This is a genomic window from Pseudoalteromonas sp. c7(2019), assembly GCF_011378625.1.
In the GTDB taxonomy this organism is placed as follows: domain Bacteria; phylum Pseudomonadota; class Gammaproteobacteria; order Enterobacterales; family Alteromonadaceae; genus Pseudoalteromonas; species Pseudoalteromonas arctica.
This window is the reverse complement of sequence record NZ_WTKS01000013.1, coordinates 63,034-82,333: the sequence shown is the minus strand read 5'-3', so window position 1 is coordinate 82,333 and position 19,300 is coordinate 63,034. Positions and strand designations below refer to the sequence as shown.

At 40.0% G+C, this 19,300-nt stretch carries 16 protein-coding genes; 10 read left to right on the top strand and 6 right to left on the bottom strand.

Annotation, left to right across the window (positions count from 1 at the left end; translation table 11 throughout):
- Positions 1 to 22: 22 nt before the first annotated feature.
- From nadE to folX, 4 genes are all read left to right on the top strand, one after another.
- Positions 23 to 853, top strand: coding sequence for an ammonia-dependent NAD(+) synthetase (nadE, locus tag GQR38_RS14750; RefSeq protein ID WP_165722692.1), 831 nt, complete (start codon positions 23 to 25; stop codon positions 851 to 853).
- A 225-nt stretch (positions 854 to 1,078) separates the two neighbouring features.
- Positions 1,079 to 1,798, top strand: a complete 720-nt coding sequence (gene folM / locus GQR38_RS14745) for a dihydromonapterin reductase (protein WP_007580509.1) — start codon at positions 1,079 to 1,081, stop codon at positions 1,796 to 1,798.
- A 22-nt stretch (positions 1,799 to 1,820) separates the two neighbouring features.
- Positions 1,821 to 2,375: a GTP cyclohydrolase I FolE gene (gene folE / locus GQR38_RS14740; RefSeq protein WP_002962341.1), complete on the top strand. Its 555-nt coding sequence runs from the start codon at positions 1,821 to 1,823 to the stop codon at positions 2,373 to 2,375.
- A gap of 4 nt (positions 2,376 to 2,379) precedes the next feature.
- A complete protein-coding gene (folX, locus tag GQR38_RS14735) occupies positions 2,380 to 2,736 on the top strand; it encodes a dihydroneopterin triphosphate 2'-epimerase (protein ID WP_002962340.1) in 357 nt (118 codons plus the stop codon).
- Positions 2,737 to 2,753: 17 nt separating this feature from the next.
- Here the strand turns inward: folX and GQR38_RS14730 are convergent, their stop codons facing one another.
- Together GQR38_RS14730 and GQR38_RS14725 are read right to left on the bottom strand one after the other, a co-directional pair.
- A complete protein-coding gene (locus GQR38_RS14730; protein ID WP_165722691.1) occupies positions 2,754 to 3,188 on the bottom strand; it encodes a YqaA family protein in 435 nt (144 codons plus the stop codon).
- A gap of 227 nt (positions 3,189 to 3,415) precedes the next feature.
- Positions 3,416 to 3,781, bottom strand: a complete 366-nt coding sequence (locus GQR38_RS14725) for a DUF4870 domain-containing protein (RefSeq protein WP_165722690.1) — start codon at positions 3,779 to 3,781, stop codon at positions 3,416 to 3,418.
- A gap of 184 nt (positions 3,782 to 3,965) precedes the next feature.
- On the opposite strand from GQR38_RS14725, the gene GQR38_RS14720 reads away from it, so the two are divergent.
- From GQR38_RS14720 to GQR38_RS14705, 4 genes are all read left to right on the top strand, one after another.
- On the top strand, positions 3,966 to 4,667 hold the full coding sequence (locus GQR38_RS14720) for a spondin domain-containing protein (protein WP_165722689.1): 702 nt from the start codon (positions 3,966 to 3,968) through the stop codon (positions 4,665 to 4,667).
- Positions 4,668 to 4,677: 10 nt separating this feature from the next.
- Positions 4,678 to 5,412, top strand: coding sequence for a spondin domain-containing protein (locus GQR38_RS14715; protein WP_165722688.1), 735 nt, complete (start codon positions 4,678 to 4,680; stop codon positions 5,410 to 5,412).
- Positions 5,413 to 5,474: 62 nt separating this feature from the next.
- A complete protein-coding gene (locus tag GQR38_RS14710) occupies positions 5,475 to 6,200 on the top strand; it encodes a response regulator transcription factor (RefSeq protein ID WP_007580488.1) in 726 nt (241 codons plus the stop codon).
- Positions 6,201 to 6,210: 10 nt separating this feature from the next.
- Positions 6,211 to 7,698, top strand: coding sequence for a HAMP domain-containing sensor histidine kinase (locus tag GQR38_RS14705; RefSeq protein WP_007580487.1), 1,488 nt, complete (start codon positions 6,211 to 6,213; stop codon positions 7,696 to 7,698).
- Positions 7,699 to 7,740: 42 nt separating this feature from the next.
- On the opposite strand, the gene GQR38_RS14700 is transcribed toward GQR38_RS14705, so the two are convergent.
- Positions 7,741 to 9,915: a S9 family peptidase gene (locus tag GQR38_RS14700; RefSeq protein WP_165722687.1), complete on the bottom strand. Its 2,175-nt coding sequence runs from the start codon at positions 9,913 to 9,915 to the stop codon at positions 7,741 to 7,743.
- A 140-nt stretch (positions 9,916 to 10,055) separates the two neighbouring features.
- Entirely contained in the window at positions 10,056 to 13,526 is a 3,471-nt protein-coding gene (locus GQR38_RS14695; protein ID WP_165722686.1) for a S8 family serine peptidase, read from the bottom strand.
- A gap of 236 nt (positions 13,527 to 13,762) precedes the next feature.
- Between GQR38_RS14695 and GQR38_RS14690 the strand changes: the two genes are divergently transcribed.
- Positions 13,763 to 14,233 (top strand): DUF2721 domain-containing protein, encoded by a 471-nt coding sequence (locus tag GQR38_RS14690; RefSeq protein ID WP_007377300.1) that lies wholly within the window; start codon positions 13,763 to 13,765, stop codon positions 14,231 to 14,233.
- A gap of 92 nt (positions 14,234 to 14,325) precedes the next feature.
- Positions 14,326 to 14,778 carry a cytochrome c gene (locus GQR38_RS14685; RefSeq protein ID WP_007580483.1) on the top strand — a complete coding sequence of 151 codons (453 nt, stop codon included), beginning with the start codon at positions 14,326 to 14,328 and terminating at the stop codon, positions 14,776 to 14,778.
- 89 nt (positions 14,779 to 14,867) lie between these two features.
- Here the strand turns inward: GQR38_RS14685 and GQR38_RS14680 are convergent, their stop codons facing one another.
- Positions 14,868 to 17,990, bottom strand: coding sequence for an efflux RND transporter permease subunit (locus GQR38_RS14680; RefSeq protein ID WP_010554540.1), 3,123 nt, complete (start codon positions 17,988 to 17,990; stop codon positions 14,868 to 14,870).
- Positions 17,991 to 18,002: 12 nt separating this feature from the next.
- On the bottom strand, positions 18,003 to 19,181 hold the full coding sequence (locus GQR38_RS14675; protein ID WP_007580481.1) for an efflux RND transporter periplasmic adaptor subunit: 1,179 nt from the start codon (positions 19,179 to 19,181) through the stop codon (positions 18,003 to 18,005).
- Positions 19,182 to 19,300: the final 119 nt, after the last annotated feature.

Here is a 19,300-nt window from a genome sequence, read left to right as displayed (position 1 = left end):
TAAATTTTATAAGGAGCTGGCAATGCGCGCCGAAATTATGGCTGAAATGAAGGTTCAGCCAACTATTGATGTAAATGCTGAGATAACTCGCCGGGTTGCTTTTATTAAAGCACGTTTAGTAGCAGCTCACTCACGATCACTAATATTGGGTATTAGTGGTGGTGTTGACTCATCAACTTGTGGCCGCTTATGTCAACTTGCCGTAAACGAGCTAAATAAAGAACACGATACTGACAAATACCAATTTATTGCTGTGCGCTTACCTTATGGCGTACAAGCCGATGAAGACGAAGCGCAAATGGCGGTTGATTTTATCCAGCCAAGTAAACGTATGACCGTAAACGTACAACCTGCTGCTGATGCACTGCATGAGCAAGCGATAGCTGCTGTAGTTGGCTGTGGTGAAGCACTGCCTGAGCAAGCTCAGATAGATTTTATTAAAGGTAATGTTAAAGCACGCCAACGTATGGTTGCTCAGTACGAAATTGCAGGTTTTTGCCAAGGCTTAGTAGTGGGTACCGATCATAGTGCTGAAAACATTACTGGTTTTTATACTAAATTTGGTGACGGCGCGTGCGATTTAGCTCCGCTATTTGGTTTATCAAAACGCCAAGTGCGTGCACTTGCTACTGCACTCGGTGCCCCAGCTTTATTAGTAGAAAAAGCACCTACAGCTGATTTAGAAAGCGACCGCCCAGGCTTAACAGATGAAGAAGCACTTGGTTTGAGCTATGAGCAAATTGATGACTTTTTAGAAGGTAAATCTGTTTCTAAAGACGTTGAACAAAAGCTTGTAAGTATTTACATGCGTACACAACATAAGCGCCAACCAATTCCGACAATTTACGATTAATGTTTTAGTAAATAAAATAAAGCAATTAACGCCTTTGAGGATTAATTGCTTTTTTGATCGGCAGATTAAGAAACTGCGTATATTTTAGTAAATTAACGCTTTAAATTTTATAATACCAATTGCGTTAAATTAGTGATCTATTATAGCCCTAAGAAAATAGCGATAGATCGATCTTGTTTTAACAACATTGGTATAAGTTACCCGCCAAAGAGAACACTGCCTTATATGACATCGCCCATCTTAATTACCGGCGCAGGCCAACGTATTGGTTTAGCGCTCGCTCAGCATTATATAGCCCAAGGGCAGGCTGTTATTATTACGTATCGTACTCGCCACAACGCTGTTGATAAATTAGAGCAACTAGGCGCTGTATGTATTTATGCCGATTTTAGTACCGATGACGGTATAAGTGCATTTATAAATACGCTTAAAGAGCATACAACATCGCTGCGCGCTATTGTTCACAATGCATCAAGCTGGGACTGCGAAGCTAACAATCCTGACTTTGCAGTACTGTTCGATAATATGATGCGTATACACGCCAAAACACCGTATTTAATTAATTTAATGTGCGCTGAGCTGCTTATAAACTATCAGCAAAGTGAAAAAGTACCTGCTGATATAATTCACCTTACTGATTATGTAGTTGAAACAGGCAGCCCTAAACACTTAGCTTATGCAGCAAGTAAAGCAGCTCTCGATAACTTAACTAAATCGTTTAGCGCTAAATATGCGCCAAACATAAAAGTAAACTCGGTTGCTCCATCACTCATTATTTTTAATGAACATGACGATGAGCAATATCGAGCTAAGACCCTTAAAAAATCATTAATGGGCATTGAACCCGGATGCCAAGAAATTATCAATAGCATTGATTTACTATTACAAAGCCACTACATCACAGGGCGCTCTTTGCCTGTTGATGGCGGCCGTCATTTAAAGTAAATATAAATAAACTGAGATATTTATGCACAATGAATTAAAAGAAAGTTACGAAAAAATCATCACCGCAGTAGGCGAAGATGCTAACCGCGAAGGCTTACTTGATACGCCAAAACGTGCTGCAAAAGCAATGGAATATTTAACGCAAGGATATCGTCAAACGCTTGATGAAATAACTAATAAAGCGGTATTTACATCTGACGCTGACGACATGGTGTTAGTGCAAGACATAGAGCTTTACTCTATGTGTGAGCATCATTTACTACCTTTTATTGGCCGTTGCCATATTGCTTATATTCCAAACGGTAAAGTATTAGGCTTGTCTAAATTTGCACGTATTGTTGATATGTTTTCACGCCGTTTTCAAATTCAAGAACAGCTAACGCATCAAATCGCTAAAGCAGTTGAAGAAGTTACTGGCGCTAAAGGTGTGGGCGTTATTGTTGAAGCAAAACACATGTGTATGATGATGCGTGGTGTAGAAAAGCAAAATTCAAGCATGCGTACATCAGTAATGTTAGGTAACTTTAGAAGCGACCCTAAAACACGCAACGAATTTTTGCAGCTTATAAAAGGTTAACCCTATGGCTAATGCAATTATTAACGTTACTAATTTGCGCCTGCGTACGTTTATTGGCTTTAACCCCGATGAGCGTGAAAAAAAGCAAGATGTAGTGATCAACCTAGAGATTCACTACCCTGCTGATGACGCGTGTAAAACGGATGAAGTTGACCAAGCACTTAATTATAAAGTGATCACCAAAGAAGTAATTAGCTTAGTAGAGCAAGGCCACTTTTTACTGCTCGAAAAATTAGTGGCTGAAATTCTTGCGGTTTGTCACGCACACCCAAGTGTTCATTACGCTAAAGCACGTGTTGATAAACCGCATGCACTGCGTTTTGCCGACTCAGTGTCGTTAACGCTTGATTGGGCTAAATAAGGCCTTAAAAAACTTATTTAAAAAAGCTTTTCGAATCCTACGGCAAGGGCGATAACCGCTAAATAGCGCGCGCCTTTGCCTAGTGTTACTAGTAATAAAAACAGACTAAAGCGTACTTTAAATATCCCCCCAATTACAGTTAGCGGATCGCCTACTACTGGCAGCCAAGCAAACAACAAACTATACACACCGTATTTATTAAATTGCTTTTGTGCGTTATCAAGCCCTTTTTGCGATACCGGAAACCATTTTTTATCTTTAAAACGCAGTACTTGTGTACCTAACCAGTAATTAACGCAGCTTCCCAATACATTTCCAAGTGTTGATACGCACCACATAAGCCATAAATTAACTTTACCTTGGGCAATCATCCCCACCATTATCACCTCAGAAGAGCTAGGCAGTAATGTGGCAGATATAAATGCGCTAATAAATAACGTGAGATAAAGCATAATGCCCTTATGGCTAAACGTAAAAACCCAGCCTATAGCTGGGTTTATAATACCAATTTTATTAAAAACATGATCATTCTAGCGTATTAAATAACTCACTAACGACGTTAAAAATTATTTATATAGAACAACTATGTATCATAATTTTAGCCTTGTTATTGAGCTATTTTCTTATCGCTATAATAGATCACTAATTTAATGCAATTGGTATAAAAATAACTGAGGTTTTATTTTATCAAATTTAAACTAAACGGGTAATTAAACTCTTTACCTTCGTTAGCTTTAATACTTGCCATTACAACCATTACAAACCCAAAAATTGCCACTATAGGTAGTAATATTAAGCCTACTGCTACAAACATCAGTAAAAAACAAACTACATATGCAATTGCCATCGTTATTTGAAAGTTAAGCGCCTTTTTACCGTGCACGTCAACAACTGGCATCTCATCTCTTTTAATTAACCACACAATTAATGGCCCAATTATTAAGCCAAACGGCACAATAAATCCGGCAAGCGCACTCAAATGGCATAACATAGCCCACATACGGTCATCTTTATTAACTGGTTCAACCTGTTGATTTTCTTCCATAACACTCTCCTTTTTGTTTTATGTATGTTGCCTCTTAACTAAACAAATGTCTACAAATCAACCAACGTATTTGTATTTAAAAATCACAGCGTAAAATCTTGTGATAAAAAAGTGATAAGTTTGTGAGAGTTTCTGGAGACGATTATTCAATACTTAACTCGAATCATCACTTACAGGAATAATAATGAAAACTTCTACATTAACAATTGCAATTCTTTTAGCGGCAGCTAGCCAATCGACTATGGCCGCAGAATTAGACCTAAAAGTTACTAACCTAACCAAGGGTATTCACTTTACTCCACTGTTAATTACAGCACACAACAGCGAAGACACACTATTTGAAGTAGCAACGCAAGCATCTACAGCATTACAAACAATGGCTGAAGGCGGTAATATTGCAGAGCTAGTTGCACAAGCAACTGCAGCGGGCAGTGATATGGCTGCAAATCCAGCTGAAGGTTTACTTGCACCAGCCGCATCTACAACGGCAACACTTACCACTATCGACGGTAACGAGTACCTATCATTAACTGCAATGATGCTACCAACTAATGATGGCTTTGTAGGCTTAAACAGCTGGAAAATCCCAACAGAAGCGGGTACTTACACAATTAATTTAAATGCTTACGATGCAGGCACAGAACAGAACAATGAGCTTGTAGTTGAAGGCTCTGGTGCACCAGGTACCCCAGGTATTCCTGCGGCTCCAGGTGGCGACGCTGGCACTGGCGGTACTGGTATATTAAGTGGTGATACAAATACAAGCATCCATATTCACCCAGGTAGCTTAGGTGATGACGATTTAGAAGCGGGTAATAGCGATTTAAGTAATACAGTACACAGATGGTTAAACCCAGTAGCGCAATTAACCGTTACAGTTAAGTAGGAGCATGATTATGTCATCTGCTAACAACCTTAAAAAAAGTCTACTAGTGCTTGCACTTGCAACCACACTTGCAGCGTGTAGCGATAATGATAACGACCCAGTTGTTGAAGAGCCGGTCGTTGTTGAGCCAATTGTTGTAGAACCTGTGATCAGTGAGTTTACTATTACTTTTAGTAACTTAACTGCAGGACAGCCTTTGTCACCACTCTCTGTCATTGCTTTTGAAGATGAAACACCTTGGTCATTCGGTACCACAGCTTCTGTTGGTTTAGAAATGCTTGCAGAAAGCGGTGCAAATGAAGAATACCTCAGCTATGAAAGTGCACTTGCTGCAGTTTCAGCTGAAGGCGCTATTGGCCCTGGTGAAACCACCACAGTAATAATTACTGTTGAAGAACAAGAAACGCTTAATTTGTCATTTGCTGCCATGCTTGGGAATACAAATGATGCTTTTACCGGTCTTAGTTCTTTAGATGTATCAACATTAGAAGTTGGCGGTTCGTTATCACGCACTACGACTGCTTATGATGCGGGTACGGAAGCAAATACAGAAACAGCTGAAACTGTGCCAGGTCCTGCCGCTAGCGGTGAAGGGTTTAACGAAATACGTGACGATACAGCCGATATAATAACGATGCATCCAGGCATTGTTTCAAATCAAGATGGATTATCTACATCAGCACTTGGTGTTGAACATAAGTTTGATAACCCAGTATCGAAAATAGTAATTACGCGCACGCAGTAACGTTCCAGCTTGTAATGGGGAAGTAAGGGAGCACGGATGCCCCCCTTTTTACGAGGTAATACATGCGTCACGAAAAAATATTAGTAGTAGAAGATGACAGAGAAATAGGTAAGTTAATTACCACGCAGCTAACGTCGCTTAACTTACATGTTGATCATGTTGTAAGCGCAGAACTTGCCTTAAAAAAAATAGCTAAGCATCCCTACGGACTTATTTTACTCGATATAAACTTACCCCAAATGGATGGTTTGAGCTTATGCCGAAAAATAAAAGAGCATTACCCAACTACCTCCGTAATTTTACTCACCGCGCTTAGTAGCGATATGGACAGAGTTATTGGCCTTGAAATGGGCGCCGATGATTATATTTGTAAACCCTTTTTTGCACGCGAATTACAAGCCAGAGTAAAAACCCAATTACGCCACAGAGCACAACTACTCGCTAGCCAAAATAACGACAACTCCCCCGTTGATAGCGAACAAACACTAAATGTAGGCTCACTCAATATAGAATTTAGTTCGCACCAAGTGTATTTAGGCAAGCAAGCCCTTAACCTTACCGCCACCGAATTTGATTTACTCGTTTACTTTGCACGCCATCCTAATCATGTTTTTAGCCGCCAGCAGTTACTCGATAAAGTATGGGGTTACCAACACAGTGGTTACGAGCACACGGTTAATTCACATATAAACCGCTTACGTGCCAAGCTAGAAGAACACCAACAAGCGCCTATCATCGAAACAGTTTGGGGTGTTGGTTACAAACTAAACCCTAGCCAACTCAATTAAGACACCTATTATGAAATTATCTTTGTATCAAAAATTAGCTATATCGCTAGTCGTGATTTTTTGTTTTATTTGCGCCCTAGTTTACGGCTGGAGCAAGCAACTGGAACTCACCTCAAAACACCACGCCGAACAAAATCTGCACTTAGCGTTAGCGGAACATTTAGTACAAGATAACCCACTAATAAAAGAAGGTGTTTACGACTATAAAGCGCTTGAAAACCTCTTTCATACCTTAATGTTATTAGGTCCTGCGTTTGAATTTTATTTTGTAGACGAAACCGGAAAAATTCTTACTTACTCAGCAAAGCCGGGTAAAGTTAAACGCACGCATATTAGTTTAACGCCTTTAAAAAGGCTGATTAACGACCCAAGCGCTGCACCTATTTATGGTGATAATCCTCGTAATAAAGAGCAACAAAAAATATTTTCAGCCGCGCCAGTATTTAATCAAGATAAGCTACAAGGTTATTTATATGTAATTATTGGTGGTGAGGCTTACGATACCTCACTAAGCACTGTAAAAAATAATGATAAGTTATGGCTAGCTGCTTTATGGCTTGGCTCTGCACTCGCATTTTTATTTATTGCGATGCTAATTTTACTACGTTTTTTTACCAACCCAATTCAGCGCTTAGCACGCGATGTTAGTAATATTGAAGCCGCTAACTACAGCCTTACCGACACCAAGCTAAGTAACTATTCAACGCAAAAAAGTAACGAAGTGCATAGTTTAGGGCGAAGTATTCAAGCCATGCTAACGCGTATTAATGAGCAGTTTAAAGCGCTTGAACAAGGCGATAAACAACGCAAAGAGTTACTAACTCACTTATCGCACGACCTACGTACACCACTTGCTTCACTGCAGGGGTTTTTAGAAGTATTAAATCAGTCAGGCGAGCAGCTAAGTAAAAAAGAGCAGCAAGAATACTTGCAGGTATCGCTTAATAATTGTGGGCAATTAAAGCTACTCATAGAGCAAATATTTGAGCTTGCTCACTTAGAAAATGGCGAAATAAGTATAAATAAAGAAACCTTTAATTTAGGTGAGCTTATTTACGATTGCATGGCAAAATTTAGTTTAGCCGTTGATAAAAAAGGCATTAGTTTGTCGGTAGAACCTGCGATTTGTGATTTTCCTGTGGTTGCCGATATAGCTAAATTAGAGCGCGTGTTAAGTAACTTAATTGATAATGCAATTAGGCATACCCCTCGCGGCGGCAGCATTGCAGTACATGTAAAACGCAGTGACGATAATCAACTATTTGTGCATGTATCAGACACGGGCGTAGGCATAAAAGAAGATGAGCTGAATGCTATTTTTGATCCGCACTACCAAGCAAGTAATTCTAATAAAGAAGGGCGCCAGCAAGGTGGTTTAGGATTGGCTATTTGCAGAGGGTTATTAAAACTGATGGATAGCGAAATTTACGTACAAAGTGAAATTGGTAAAGGCACTATGTTTAGCTTTAACTTGCCACAAAAAAAGGTGCTTTCTTAAAAAGCACCTTACATTTTTGTTTATTTTAAATATATAAATTAATTACTTTTTAATACCCGCTAAATCAAGCATAAATGCATAGTTTAGCGCGGTATCTTCTAAGCGCTTAAAGCGACCCGATGCGCCGCCGTGCCCTGCTTCCATATCTATTTTAAACAGTAACTTATTGTCATCAGTTTTATAGTCACGCAGCTTAGCAACCCATTTTGCAGGTTCAAAGTATTGAACTTGTGAATCGTGCAAGCCAGTCGTTACCAACATATTAGGATATGCTTGCTTAGATACTTGGTCGTATGGCGAGTAAGACAGCATGTAATCGTAATACGCTTTTTCGTTCGGATTACCCCACTCGCCGTATTCATTTGTTGTAAGCGGAATGCTCGCATCAAGCATCGTTGTTACTACATCTACAAACGGTACCGCAGCAACCATGCCTTTATAAAGCTCAGGCGCTTGGTTTGCTACTGCGCCCATTAATAAGCCACCAGCACTGCCACCTAACGCAAATATTTCATCTTTTGCACCATACTTTTGAGAAACCAGTGCTTTAGTTACGTCAACAAAGTCGTTAAATGTATTCTTTTTAGTGAGTAGCTTACCGTCTTCGTACCAAGGACGACCTAGCATTTGCGAGCCACGTACATGGGCAATTGCAAATACAAAACCACGGTCTAACAAGCTCAAGCGTGAGCTTGAGAACGTTGGATCCATGGTTGCGCCATAAGAACCGTAACCATATTGCAGTAGCGGGTTAGTGCCATCTTTTTTAAACGCATCTTTACGGTAAACTAAACTTACCGGTACTTTTATGCCATCGCGTGCTGTTACAAAAATACGCTCTGAAGCGTAATTGTCAGCATCAAAATCACCTAACACAACCTGTTGCTTAAGAAGCGTTTTATCGCCAGTCGCTAAATCTACATCGTACGATGAGCTTGGAGTGGTCATGCTTGTGTAGTAAACACGTAACGTGCTGCTATCTATATCGTTATTGCCATAAGTACCAATTGTATAAGCGCTATCGTTAAAGCTCAGTGGTAACTCTTTGCCTGTTTTTAAATTACGCGCAATCAACTTTGATTGGCCCATTTCACGTTCTTGGTAAACTAAGTAGTCATTAAATAAATCAATGCCTTCGAGTTTAATATCATCGCGCGCTGGGATCACACTTTGCCAATTAGCCTTGTCGCCTGCTTTATCAATATCAACTTTCATCAGCTGAAAATTTACAGCATTTAAATTAGTGACAATGTAGTAAGTATTCCCTAGCTTCGAAATATCATATTCAAGCCCTGCTTCGCGCTCAATTAAGCGTTTAGGCATTGCTTTGGTATCATCAGCACTTAATACAGATACGCCTGATGCAGCCGTGCTACTGTGCCAAATATAAATTTCCGATTCGTCTTTGCTTTTACTCATACCCATGTAGTAACTGGTATCAGTTTCTTCGTAAATTAGCTCATCATCAGCTTGCGATGTACCTAATGTATGACGATACACTTGGTAACCTAGTAGAGTTTGTAAATCTTTTTTAATGTAGTAAACCGTTTTATTATCGTTTGCCCACACAATGCCACCGTTGGTGCCTTCAAGTGTGTCTTCGAGTAATTTACCGGTAGTTAAATCTTTTATTTTTACGCTATAAATACGACGGCTAACAGTATCTTCGCCATAAGCCATTAAATTGCCATTAGGGCTTACATCTAAACCACTTACTGCATAATAATCATGACCTTTAGCAAGCTCATTTACATCTAAAATAACTTGCTGATCGGTACCTGCAAAATCGCTGCTGCGTAAGTAAGTAGTGTACTCGTTATCGCCACGTGTTTGTGTTGAGTAAAAATAATCACCGTTTTTAACTGGGACCGAATCATCGTCTTTTTGAATACGCCCTTTTAACTCTTCAAACAACTCGCTTTGCAGTGTTTTAGTATGTGCGAGCATTGCATCAGTATACGTGTTTTCAGCTTCTAAGTAGTTAATTACCTCTGGTGCTTTACGTTCATCATCACGCAGCCAATAGTAATCATCTATACGTGTGTCACCATGAATAGTCATTTCATGTGGCACTTTTTTAGCAACCGGGGCAACAGCTTGGACTACTTGAACCGTTTTAACTTGTGTATTACTTTTTTTGGTTTCTTCAGGGGCTTGATTACAGCCACTTAAAATAGCGAGTGATAGTGCTGCGAGTGCGAATGGAGTACGTTTCATCAGTCAAAGTCCTTGTTGTATTTTTATTCTTTATTAAGTAATTAAATATACCTATAAATTAGAGTTTGTAGTTGTTTAGTTTGTGAAGCAATGTAAAAAGGGAGCCGTAGCTCCCTTTGTATAACTATTAAGTTATAAAATTACTTTTGTTTACGACGACGTATAAATGCAAATGGCGCTACTAGTAATGTTAACCATGCAAGTGAGCCAGATGAGCTCTTTTTGCTTTCTGGTGCTACAGTCTCTACTACTGGTGGTACAACTTTAGTAATACTTACAGTAACTACAGCAGGAGCAGATACATTACCGCGTACATCAATTGCAACAACTTGAAGTTCAGCTGATGAATCACCAGTTAACAATTCAGTATTAGTTACAACCACTTGTCCATCCGCATCAATACCAAAACCTTGGTGAGTACTTGATTGAACGTAGTATTCTGACACATCTAAGTCTTGCTCAGACTCAGTGATAGTTAGTGCACCAACAACCGTTCCGTTAGCAGCATCTTCTGAAACACTAAACTCACCACCAACTAGCATTGGGGCGTCGATTGCAGGAAGCTCTAACTCAGTACTACTCATCACTTTAACAATATCCAAACCAGATGTTTGTGATAATGCAAATGGACCGCTTGCTTCAACAATTGCTTTTTCACCCGGTTTAAGTGAAGTAACTGCTTCGCCAGTTTCCATAGAAGTAAGCGTTACACTTGGAGATGCTCCAAATGTAGTTGAGCCTTCAATACTATCGGTCTGAGTGAATACACCGGTAACATATGAAGGGTAACCCACAGATGCTTTAAAGTTCATATTCTCACCAAGCAATGAACCATCAACGTTTAGTAGCTCACTACAAGTTGAGAAGGTAATAGTATCTTCACCGGCTGAGTGATAAAGCGGAGTAACCCATGCTAACGAATCGTTACCAGCGCCATCAGTTTCACCAATTACTGTACGGCTACGGCCAGGGAATGCTGTTTCACGACCGCGGTCGTTATAGTTTTGCATAACTTGATCATAAACACCGTCATTATCAGTATCAACTTCTAATCTGTAGCCTGCTTGGAATACATGCGTTAACGGGTCACGTAATTGAATTGATGACGTTACAAAAATACCAGAGTCACAAGAGCTATCTGCAAATGCAGAGAAAGTAGTCGCTAAAATATTAAACTCAGCTTCTTCTCGTGTTTTCTCTGTGCCTGTTGCAACAATGCTTTCTGCAAAAGGAGTAATATCTGTTTGGCCGCTATTTTCAACAATAAGTGCCATTTCGTTATCAATGATTTGAGACGAAACGCTTAATTCTGTCGCAGCTTTTGGCATTGCATGATATACAACGTGTAAATCGTGGTCTGTATCAGTGCTTGCGTCATTAAATACCAATGCACCATCAAACTCTACTGAAGTAAGAGCAGCGCTTCTTGCAGCAATGTCGTCTGCACTAAATGGGTTTTCTAATTCCCACGCTGGTAGTTTTGTTGGATCAACAGTTAGCGTCACATCAAAGTTAATTGACTGACCTGCAGGGATTGTTACCGACTCAGGGAAATCCCAGCTAATTGCAGCTGTATCGTCATCATTTTGGTAGCGAGCTTCAGTACGCAGCGCATACGTTTTAGCATCTGATGAGAAGTTCTTAACAGTCACTGTTTTAGTTAGAGACTCTGTTCCAGCCATTGACACAAGGCCGAATGAAAGAGCCGCTTGTTTAGTATTAAACTGTGTATTATTAACCCATGCAGCAACTGGTAAGTTGACTGCTTTAGTTACATCAACCAAGCCTGAACCAATCATACTAATTGGAGCCAGTTCTGAGTCAGGACTGCTTGCTAAAGGCTCATTTGTTACATTTAAGTCAGCTGCATTCATTATTGTAGCTTTAATCTCAAATGCATTACGTTCAGGGTGAGCTTCACGTACCATTGCAACAGCACCGGCTGTAATAGGGCCTGAAAAAGATGTTCCAGATACAGGAGCTAGCTGATCTTGCGTGCCTGCTGCTGCAACTAATATACTAGTACCAGGGGCAGTAATTTCTGGTTTTAATAAACCATCCATCGAAGGGCCACGAGAAGAGAACGTAGCTACTGCACCTGCTGTAGTTTTAATTTTTACATCAATATCAAATGTTGCCGTATCGCCTGCAGCTAATTGAGCTTTTAAAGCAGCACCTGCAGCAAAATTAATACCTACACTTTTAATAGTTACATTGTCATCACTGCCACCCATTGGTGCAGGAGTGCCATCATCTGTGTTATTTGCAATCAGTACAAATTCAGCACCTTTCTTCTGTGCACTAAGTACTTTAACTGTAAATGCACATGCACCACGGTCAATTAAAACCGCTTTACCAGTAAAATCAACATCATCAGCAAAATCAACACAACCATCTTGGTTTGTGTCAGGGTACACTAAATCAATATCTGCACCTGTAATTACAAAGTCAGTTTGCGGACCAAAGCCTGATGCTTGAATATTACCTTCGATACCAGCAATAGTACCTGTAGCAGTACCAACTTCAGTTGTAGGATGAGTCATTGCGCCTACTGATAACGCATTTGGTGTCGTGCTTGGGCCACCAATACGGAATGGATGATCACCATCATTACCAGCTGAAATAACCATATTCACACCTAAATCAACAGCACGTTGAATTAGGTATTGCGCACCACCACCTGTATATGTATCGCCAAACTCGCCACCTAATGACATGTTCATAACATCTACGCGGTCTGAAATATCACCATCGCCATTTGGATCCATTGCAGCTTCTAATGCCGCAGCTTGAGCGGCACTTGGACAGCCACCACCACAAACAGAGTAAACATATAATTCAACATCTGGTGCAATACCATTTACTGAGTTTGAAGAAGACGTACCATGATTCGTTGCATCACCTGTAGAAGGAGAATTTGCAGCATCATTTTCAATTGGATCAGCATCGTCACGAATAAAATCGTAACCGCCTTGTACAATACCTTGTGGCCAATCAACCGTTGTAGGATCAGCTTGAGCAGCCTCGTATGCTTCTACAGTACCCTCACCACCAAATGCTTTGTGGGTATAGTCAATACCAGTATCTAGAACAGCCACACGCTGACCTTTACCAGTTACAATACCATCAACAATTAAAGGCTTAGCATTAATATATTCAGACGTTGCAGCTACATGTAATTCGTAGTCAAACATCGGTAATACTTTAGCCACTCGTGAATCTTTAGCTATTTTAGCTAAGGCTTCTGGTGTCGCCTGCACAATTAATGTTGGTGCTAATATTTTTGTTTTACCAATTATTTTTGCATCAAAGTCTAAGCTACTAAGCTCGTTGGCCATCGTGTTTTGAAGCAGCTCAACGTTAGCAATCATTTCACGACTGCTTGACGCTTCATAAGTGCCAGAAGCCACAGCATCAACAGAAGTTGCTGCACGTAAAACAATCATATGTGCTGAAGGCTGTTTTTGCTCAGATGCTAATTCTTTCAGCTGCTCTGCAGCTTGAGGTGCAATCGTTGCATTAGGTAAAGTTGCCGCATTAACAAAAGTAGCAAGAAATGCACTTGAGACTGCCGTAGCTATAGCAGTTTTTTTTATTATATTTTTAGCCATGAGTTCCCCTTGGATAGGTTATGTATTATTGTATTTGTATTAATCAAAATGATTATATTGTTGTACTGAATATAAAACTTTTGGTACAACCCAAGCAACACCTTGGTTACAAACACATGACATCAAATCCAAAAAACAAGAAAACACCACCTCAGCAAATTGATTTAAAACAATAAAGTTAAAAAATCATATTTGTGAACTAATGTAAACAACTCTAACTTTTTCTTGAGAAATGAATGAATAACGAAGTAATTAACATTTTAACCATGGCTAAAGTAATTCAAACGGCCGTTGCCCCTGTATTCTTAATCACGGGTATTGCTGCTACTTTAGGTGTTTTATCTAATCGTTTAGCACGAATTACCGATAGGGCACGTCAGCTAGAACGCAGACTAAAAGTAAGTACTGACGAGGACTTTAATAAATCACTCGCTACAGAGCTGCGCGCCCTTTTAAAGCGTTCTCGATGTATACATATTGCTTTTAGTTTAAGTGTATTAAGCGCACTACTTGTATGCGCTGTGGTTATGTTGTTATTTTTATCGCATATTCAATCTATAAACTTAGGCGTTACAATTGCCTGTTGTTTTGTAGCAGCAATGGCATTACTTATATGTGCATTTATGTCGTTACTTGGTGAGGTATTCTTAGCAACTAGAAGCATGCGTCGCGGGATGATATTTGCAGATATTGATATAAACGATTAAGTTTTAGTTAAATCTATCGTATTCACTTGAATAAATACGATGTTAGATACAAGATACCGAATTAAGAATTACAATTTTCAACAGGGGCAAACATGAAATTAAAAAAAGTATTAGCAACAATAGCACTGGCAACGTGTGCATTTAGCGTATCGGCAAATTCTGCATTTAAAGAGCCAAGTGACGCGATTGAATACCGCCAAGCTGCGTTTTCAATGATCTCAGTGCAAATTGGTGACATGGGCGCAATGCTAAAAGGTAAAGTACCTTTTGACGCAGAGCAATTTAAAATGCGTGCTAACAACGCTGCTGCACTTTCAAAAATGCCATGGGAAGCGTTTTACGAAGGAACAGATAAAGGCGACACAGCTGCACTTGCTGCTGTTTGGGCCGAAAATGCAACCTTTGTTGAAAAAGCGAATGCTTTTGCAGCAAATGCAGATAAGCTAGCGTTAGCTGCTCAATCGGGCGATAAAGCCGTAATTGGTAAAGCTTTTGGCGCATGGGCTAAAGGCTGTAAAGATTGCCATAAGCAATTTAAAGATTAATTATTGTTGTAGCCAGTTTAACAACAATAAATAGATAATAAAAAGCACTGAGCGTTAATAACGGTCAGTGCTTTTTTTATGTTTTTTATCTACGAGACTTTCACAGCTCGGCTTTTAAATGGGCGTTTAAATACGGCACCAATATCACCTAAAATAATATATAAACACGGTACTAATATAAGCGTTATTAACGTTGCAAACATAACAGCAAAGCCAAGTGCTACTGCCATAGGTATTACAAACTTAGCCTGCAGGCTTGTTTCAAACATAATAGGTAATACACCAGCAAAGGTTGTTATAGACGTTAATAGTATTGCTCTAAAGCGGGCACAACCAGCTTCTATTACTGCATTTTTAACGCTAACACCTTCGCGGCGAACTTGGTTTACATAATCTGTCATTACAAGTGAATCATTTATAACAACACCTGCTGCGGCAATTAAGCCAAATCCCGACATTAAGCTCATATCTAAATCAAACCAGTAATGACCCCAAATAGCCCCGGTTAAACTAAACGGAATAACCGACATTACAATAAGCGGTTGTGAATAGCTTTTAAGCGGCACAGCTAGCAGTATGTATACTAAAATCATTCCGCCAATAAAAAACATTATTTGCTCATTAGCTTGAGCTTGCTGCTCTTCTATTGCGCCACCAAGCTCTGATTTAACACTTGGGAATTCTTCTATTAGCTGTGGCAGTAGATTTTCTTTTACTTGCTTAACCACTTCGCCTGGCTCAATTTGCTCTTCATCAATATTGCCATAAACATACACGGTACGGTAACCACCTTCACGGCGTATATAGCTAATACCTGGCGTTTCTGTTAGCTCTACTACATCACCAAGAAGTACTTCTCGCCCTTGTGGGGTAGTAACAACGGTGTGTTTAAGCGATGAAAATGCCTCACGAGTCAGCTTAGGGTAACGTACCATTACGCGTACTTCTTCGCCGTTTCGGATTACACGCTGTGCTTCGCCACCATAAAAACTAGCACCCACTTGATTTGCAATGCCGGCTAAATCTAAGCCTAAATCGTAAGCAACGGGTTTAAGGCTCATTTGCACTTCTTTGCTCGCAGGATCTATGGTTGAGCTAATATCAAACAACCCTTTTTGCTGTTGAAGTAATTGAATAAAACGACGACCCGCTTGATTTAAAGTATCTATGTCTGAGCCATACAGTAAATAGCCAAACTCGCCGCCGCCATTACCACCGCCGCCACCAACATCGTCTTGAATAGTTAACGACTTAATACCAGCAATAGTCGGCATAGCCTCACGCCAGCGACGCGAAAGTTCAAATGCATTGTATGGACGTGAATCTTCGTCAACTAATGGAGCTAGTAACTGCGACTCGGTTCTGCCTTGGTTAAATACCAATACATCACGAATAATTTTTTGACCAAATTCACGCTCAGTTTCTTCATCGACTCTAAGTACCATAGCTTCTATTTCACGAATAGCCGCAATGGTTTGTAAGTCAGAAACGTTGTCGTTCATTTCTACTTGAATTTGTGGAAAGTCGTGCGGCACTTTAGGAGTTGGAACTGTACGTACTTTATTAGACGTAATAAGTGCAATACTGATTATAAACATTGCAATAAAAGCAAACAAAACAGTCCAGCGCCAATCAACACACTTAGCAATAAAACGTTTATATGGGCCATTTACGAAACCAAAAAAGCGTGTATTGAAGCGATCGCGCCAACCACCTTTTTTAATCGGCGAAAAGTGCGTATGAGCAATGTGAGCTGGCAGTATCAGCTTTGATTCAATCAAACTAAATACTAAACACAGCATTACTACAACGGCTATACCATAAAAGAAGGCACTTTCTGGCCCGCTCGACATTGTGAATGGTGCAAATACAGCAATTGTTGTTAACACACCAAAGGTTGCTGGGGTCGCGACTCGGTTAGCGCCACGCACAACATTTTCTACACCACCGCCGCTTTTTTCAACTTCGGTGTAGGCAGCTTCCCCTATCACTATGGCATCATCCACCACTATGCCGAGCACCATTATAAAAGCGAATAACGAAATAATGTTAATGCTAATGCCAAATAGTGGCATCATCATCATGGCTCCTAAAAAACAAACAGGTAAGCCAATCATTACCCAAAGCGCTAGTTTAAAACGCAAGAATAACGACAACATAATTGCCACCAAAATGGCACCTTGAAACAGGTTAGCTTTCATCATATCAAGGCGAGCATTTAGGTAATAGGTCATATCCATTAATGGCTCTAATCGAATACCTGGCGGTAGCTGCTTATTTTTTTGATCAATAAACGCTTTAACCGAATCCGCAACGGGAATCATGTTTTGCTCTTGCGTTGCTTTTACCGATAAATACACCGCGTTTTCGCCATTAAACTTAAAGTAGCGCTCACCTTCGGTAAATTGATCTTTAATAACTGCAATATCTTGCAGTAAAACTTTAGCGCCATACTCGCCAATTTTTACCGGAATTTGTCTAAACTCTTCACCTGAGTAAAACTGATTCTCGACGCGAACAGAAATAACACCTGCGTCGGTTTTTAGCTGCCCCGCCGAAAAGTTAGCTGAGTAACGGCGTACCGCATTCATCACATCACTAAGGGTTAGATTATATTGGCGCAGCGTATCGGGCTCTATTTCAATTGCTATTTCATCAAGAGGAACATCGTTTACCACTAACGACACGTTAGATAACTGTAGTAACTCATCCTCTATTTGGTTTGCTATCGGCTTAAGCTCTGTAAGTGGTAAATCAGCAACGAGCGTCATACCTATTACGTCTTGCCTAAACTCAACCTGACTTATGGTGACCGGTTCCATACCTGCCGGAAAAGTCGCAATACCATCAACACGCAACTTTACTTTATCAAGCACATCGGTAAGTTTTGCATCGGTGTTTATTTCCAGGCTTGCTGTACCGCCATTTCTAAATGCGCGATACACGCCTTTTTTAATTTCGGTTATATCTTTAAGTGACTCTTCAACTTTTATAAGAATACTTTCTTCTATTTCCTGAGGAGAGGCACCTGGGTAATTAGCCTCAATATTAATGTAGTTAATCTCTACATTAGGAAACATTTGACGCTGAATCGTAAAGTAACTTATAGCCCCCATAATAATGATAAAAAACATCATTAAATTAGCGGCTACTGAATTATTAGCAAAGTAGGCAATTAGCCCTGTTTGTTTTTGTTGTATTGACTCGCTCATAACTATTACACCCTACAGCTGTTGCGTGTTTGAAGTGCTCGTTTCTGAGCTTTCAGGTTTTGCAGCTACACCTGCAATTTTAACCTGCATTCCTTTTTGCGGGTATTCAGGTAAAGTAATAACGAGTTTGTCATCGGCATTTAAACCACTGCTAATATAAAAATACTCACCCTCTTCTCGAATAACCGTTACTTTGCGAGGCTCTAGTTCTTGATTTTCGTTTACTACCCACACAGTCTGATTGTTAACCAAAGCTTGCGGTAAACGGTAAATATTATTAAGCATTGCACCTGCAAAATTTACCTGTACGTAGCTGCCAAACTTAATGGCTGGTTGTATGTTTTTAAGACCGTATGGGTCTTCTATACGCACGACTAGACTGCTCATACGCGTAGCGTTATCAACAATCCCTAGGTCGCGGTCAATTACACCTTCTCGGGTAAAGCTGTTTAGGCCTTTTTGAATAATCGTTGCGGTAATACCTTTAATACGCTCTGGTAAAAAAACGCTATCGAACCCTGCTATAGGAATAATCACTTCAGCAGTTTCAATATTATTGAGTTCAGCAACTTGCGAACCCATAGTGACAAATTGACCAACACCTACATTTCGGCTAATAACCAATGCATCGTAAGGGGCTGTTACTTCACAATTATCTAAGTCACGTTGTGCACGTTTTAATGCAGCTTGCGCCGACTTTACAGATGCCTGCGCACTTAGCACTTGAGGCTTACGTAAAAATAAGTCGGTACGCGCTTTACTTGGAAAACGCTTTGCTTCATCTGCGGCTACTTGAGCTTGCGCCTGCTCTTCAATCAAGCCTGCTTGTGCACGAGCAATTTCTGCCTCTGCAACAAGTACTGCTGCTTCGTAGTTGTCTTTTTCGATAGTGAATAACGTTTCACCGCGAGCAACGATGCCACCGGCTACAAAATTAGGATGCCAACTTAACACTTCACCCGACACCTGCGCCGAAAGCTGTGTACTTTCAAGAGGCTTTACTTCACCGTAGCTATTAATAATAACTTGATGATCGTTTGCAGCCACTGGCTCAACTTGCACTGTTGGACGAGTATCAATTACTTCTTTTTTTTCTGGCTCTTGTGCAATGGCATTTATTCCCATAAAGCCAACAACACCAACAATTAGCGCTACAAATGGAAAAACCCATCTAAGTGAATTTGTTTGCATATCCTATTATCCCCAAAATTCTATTAACGTCATAATACCAGAGCCATATGAAACATTAAGGTGACATTTGTAAGCAACTGTTGCAAATACATATAAACCACTGCTATTTAGGGCTATAA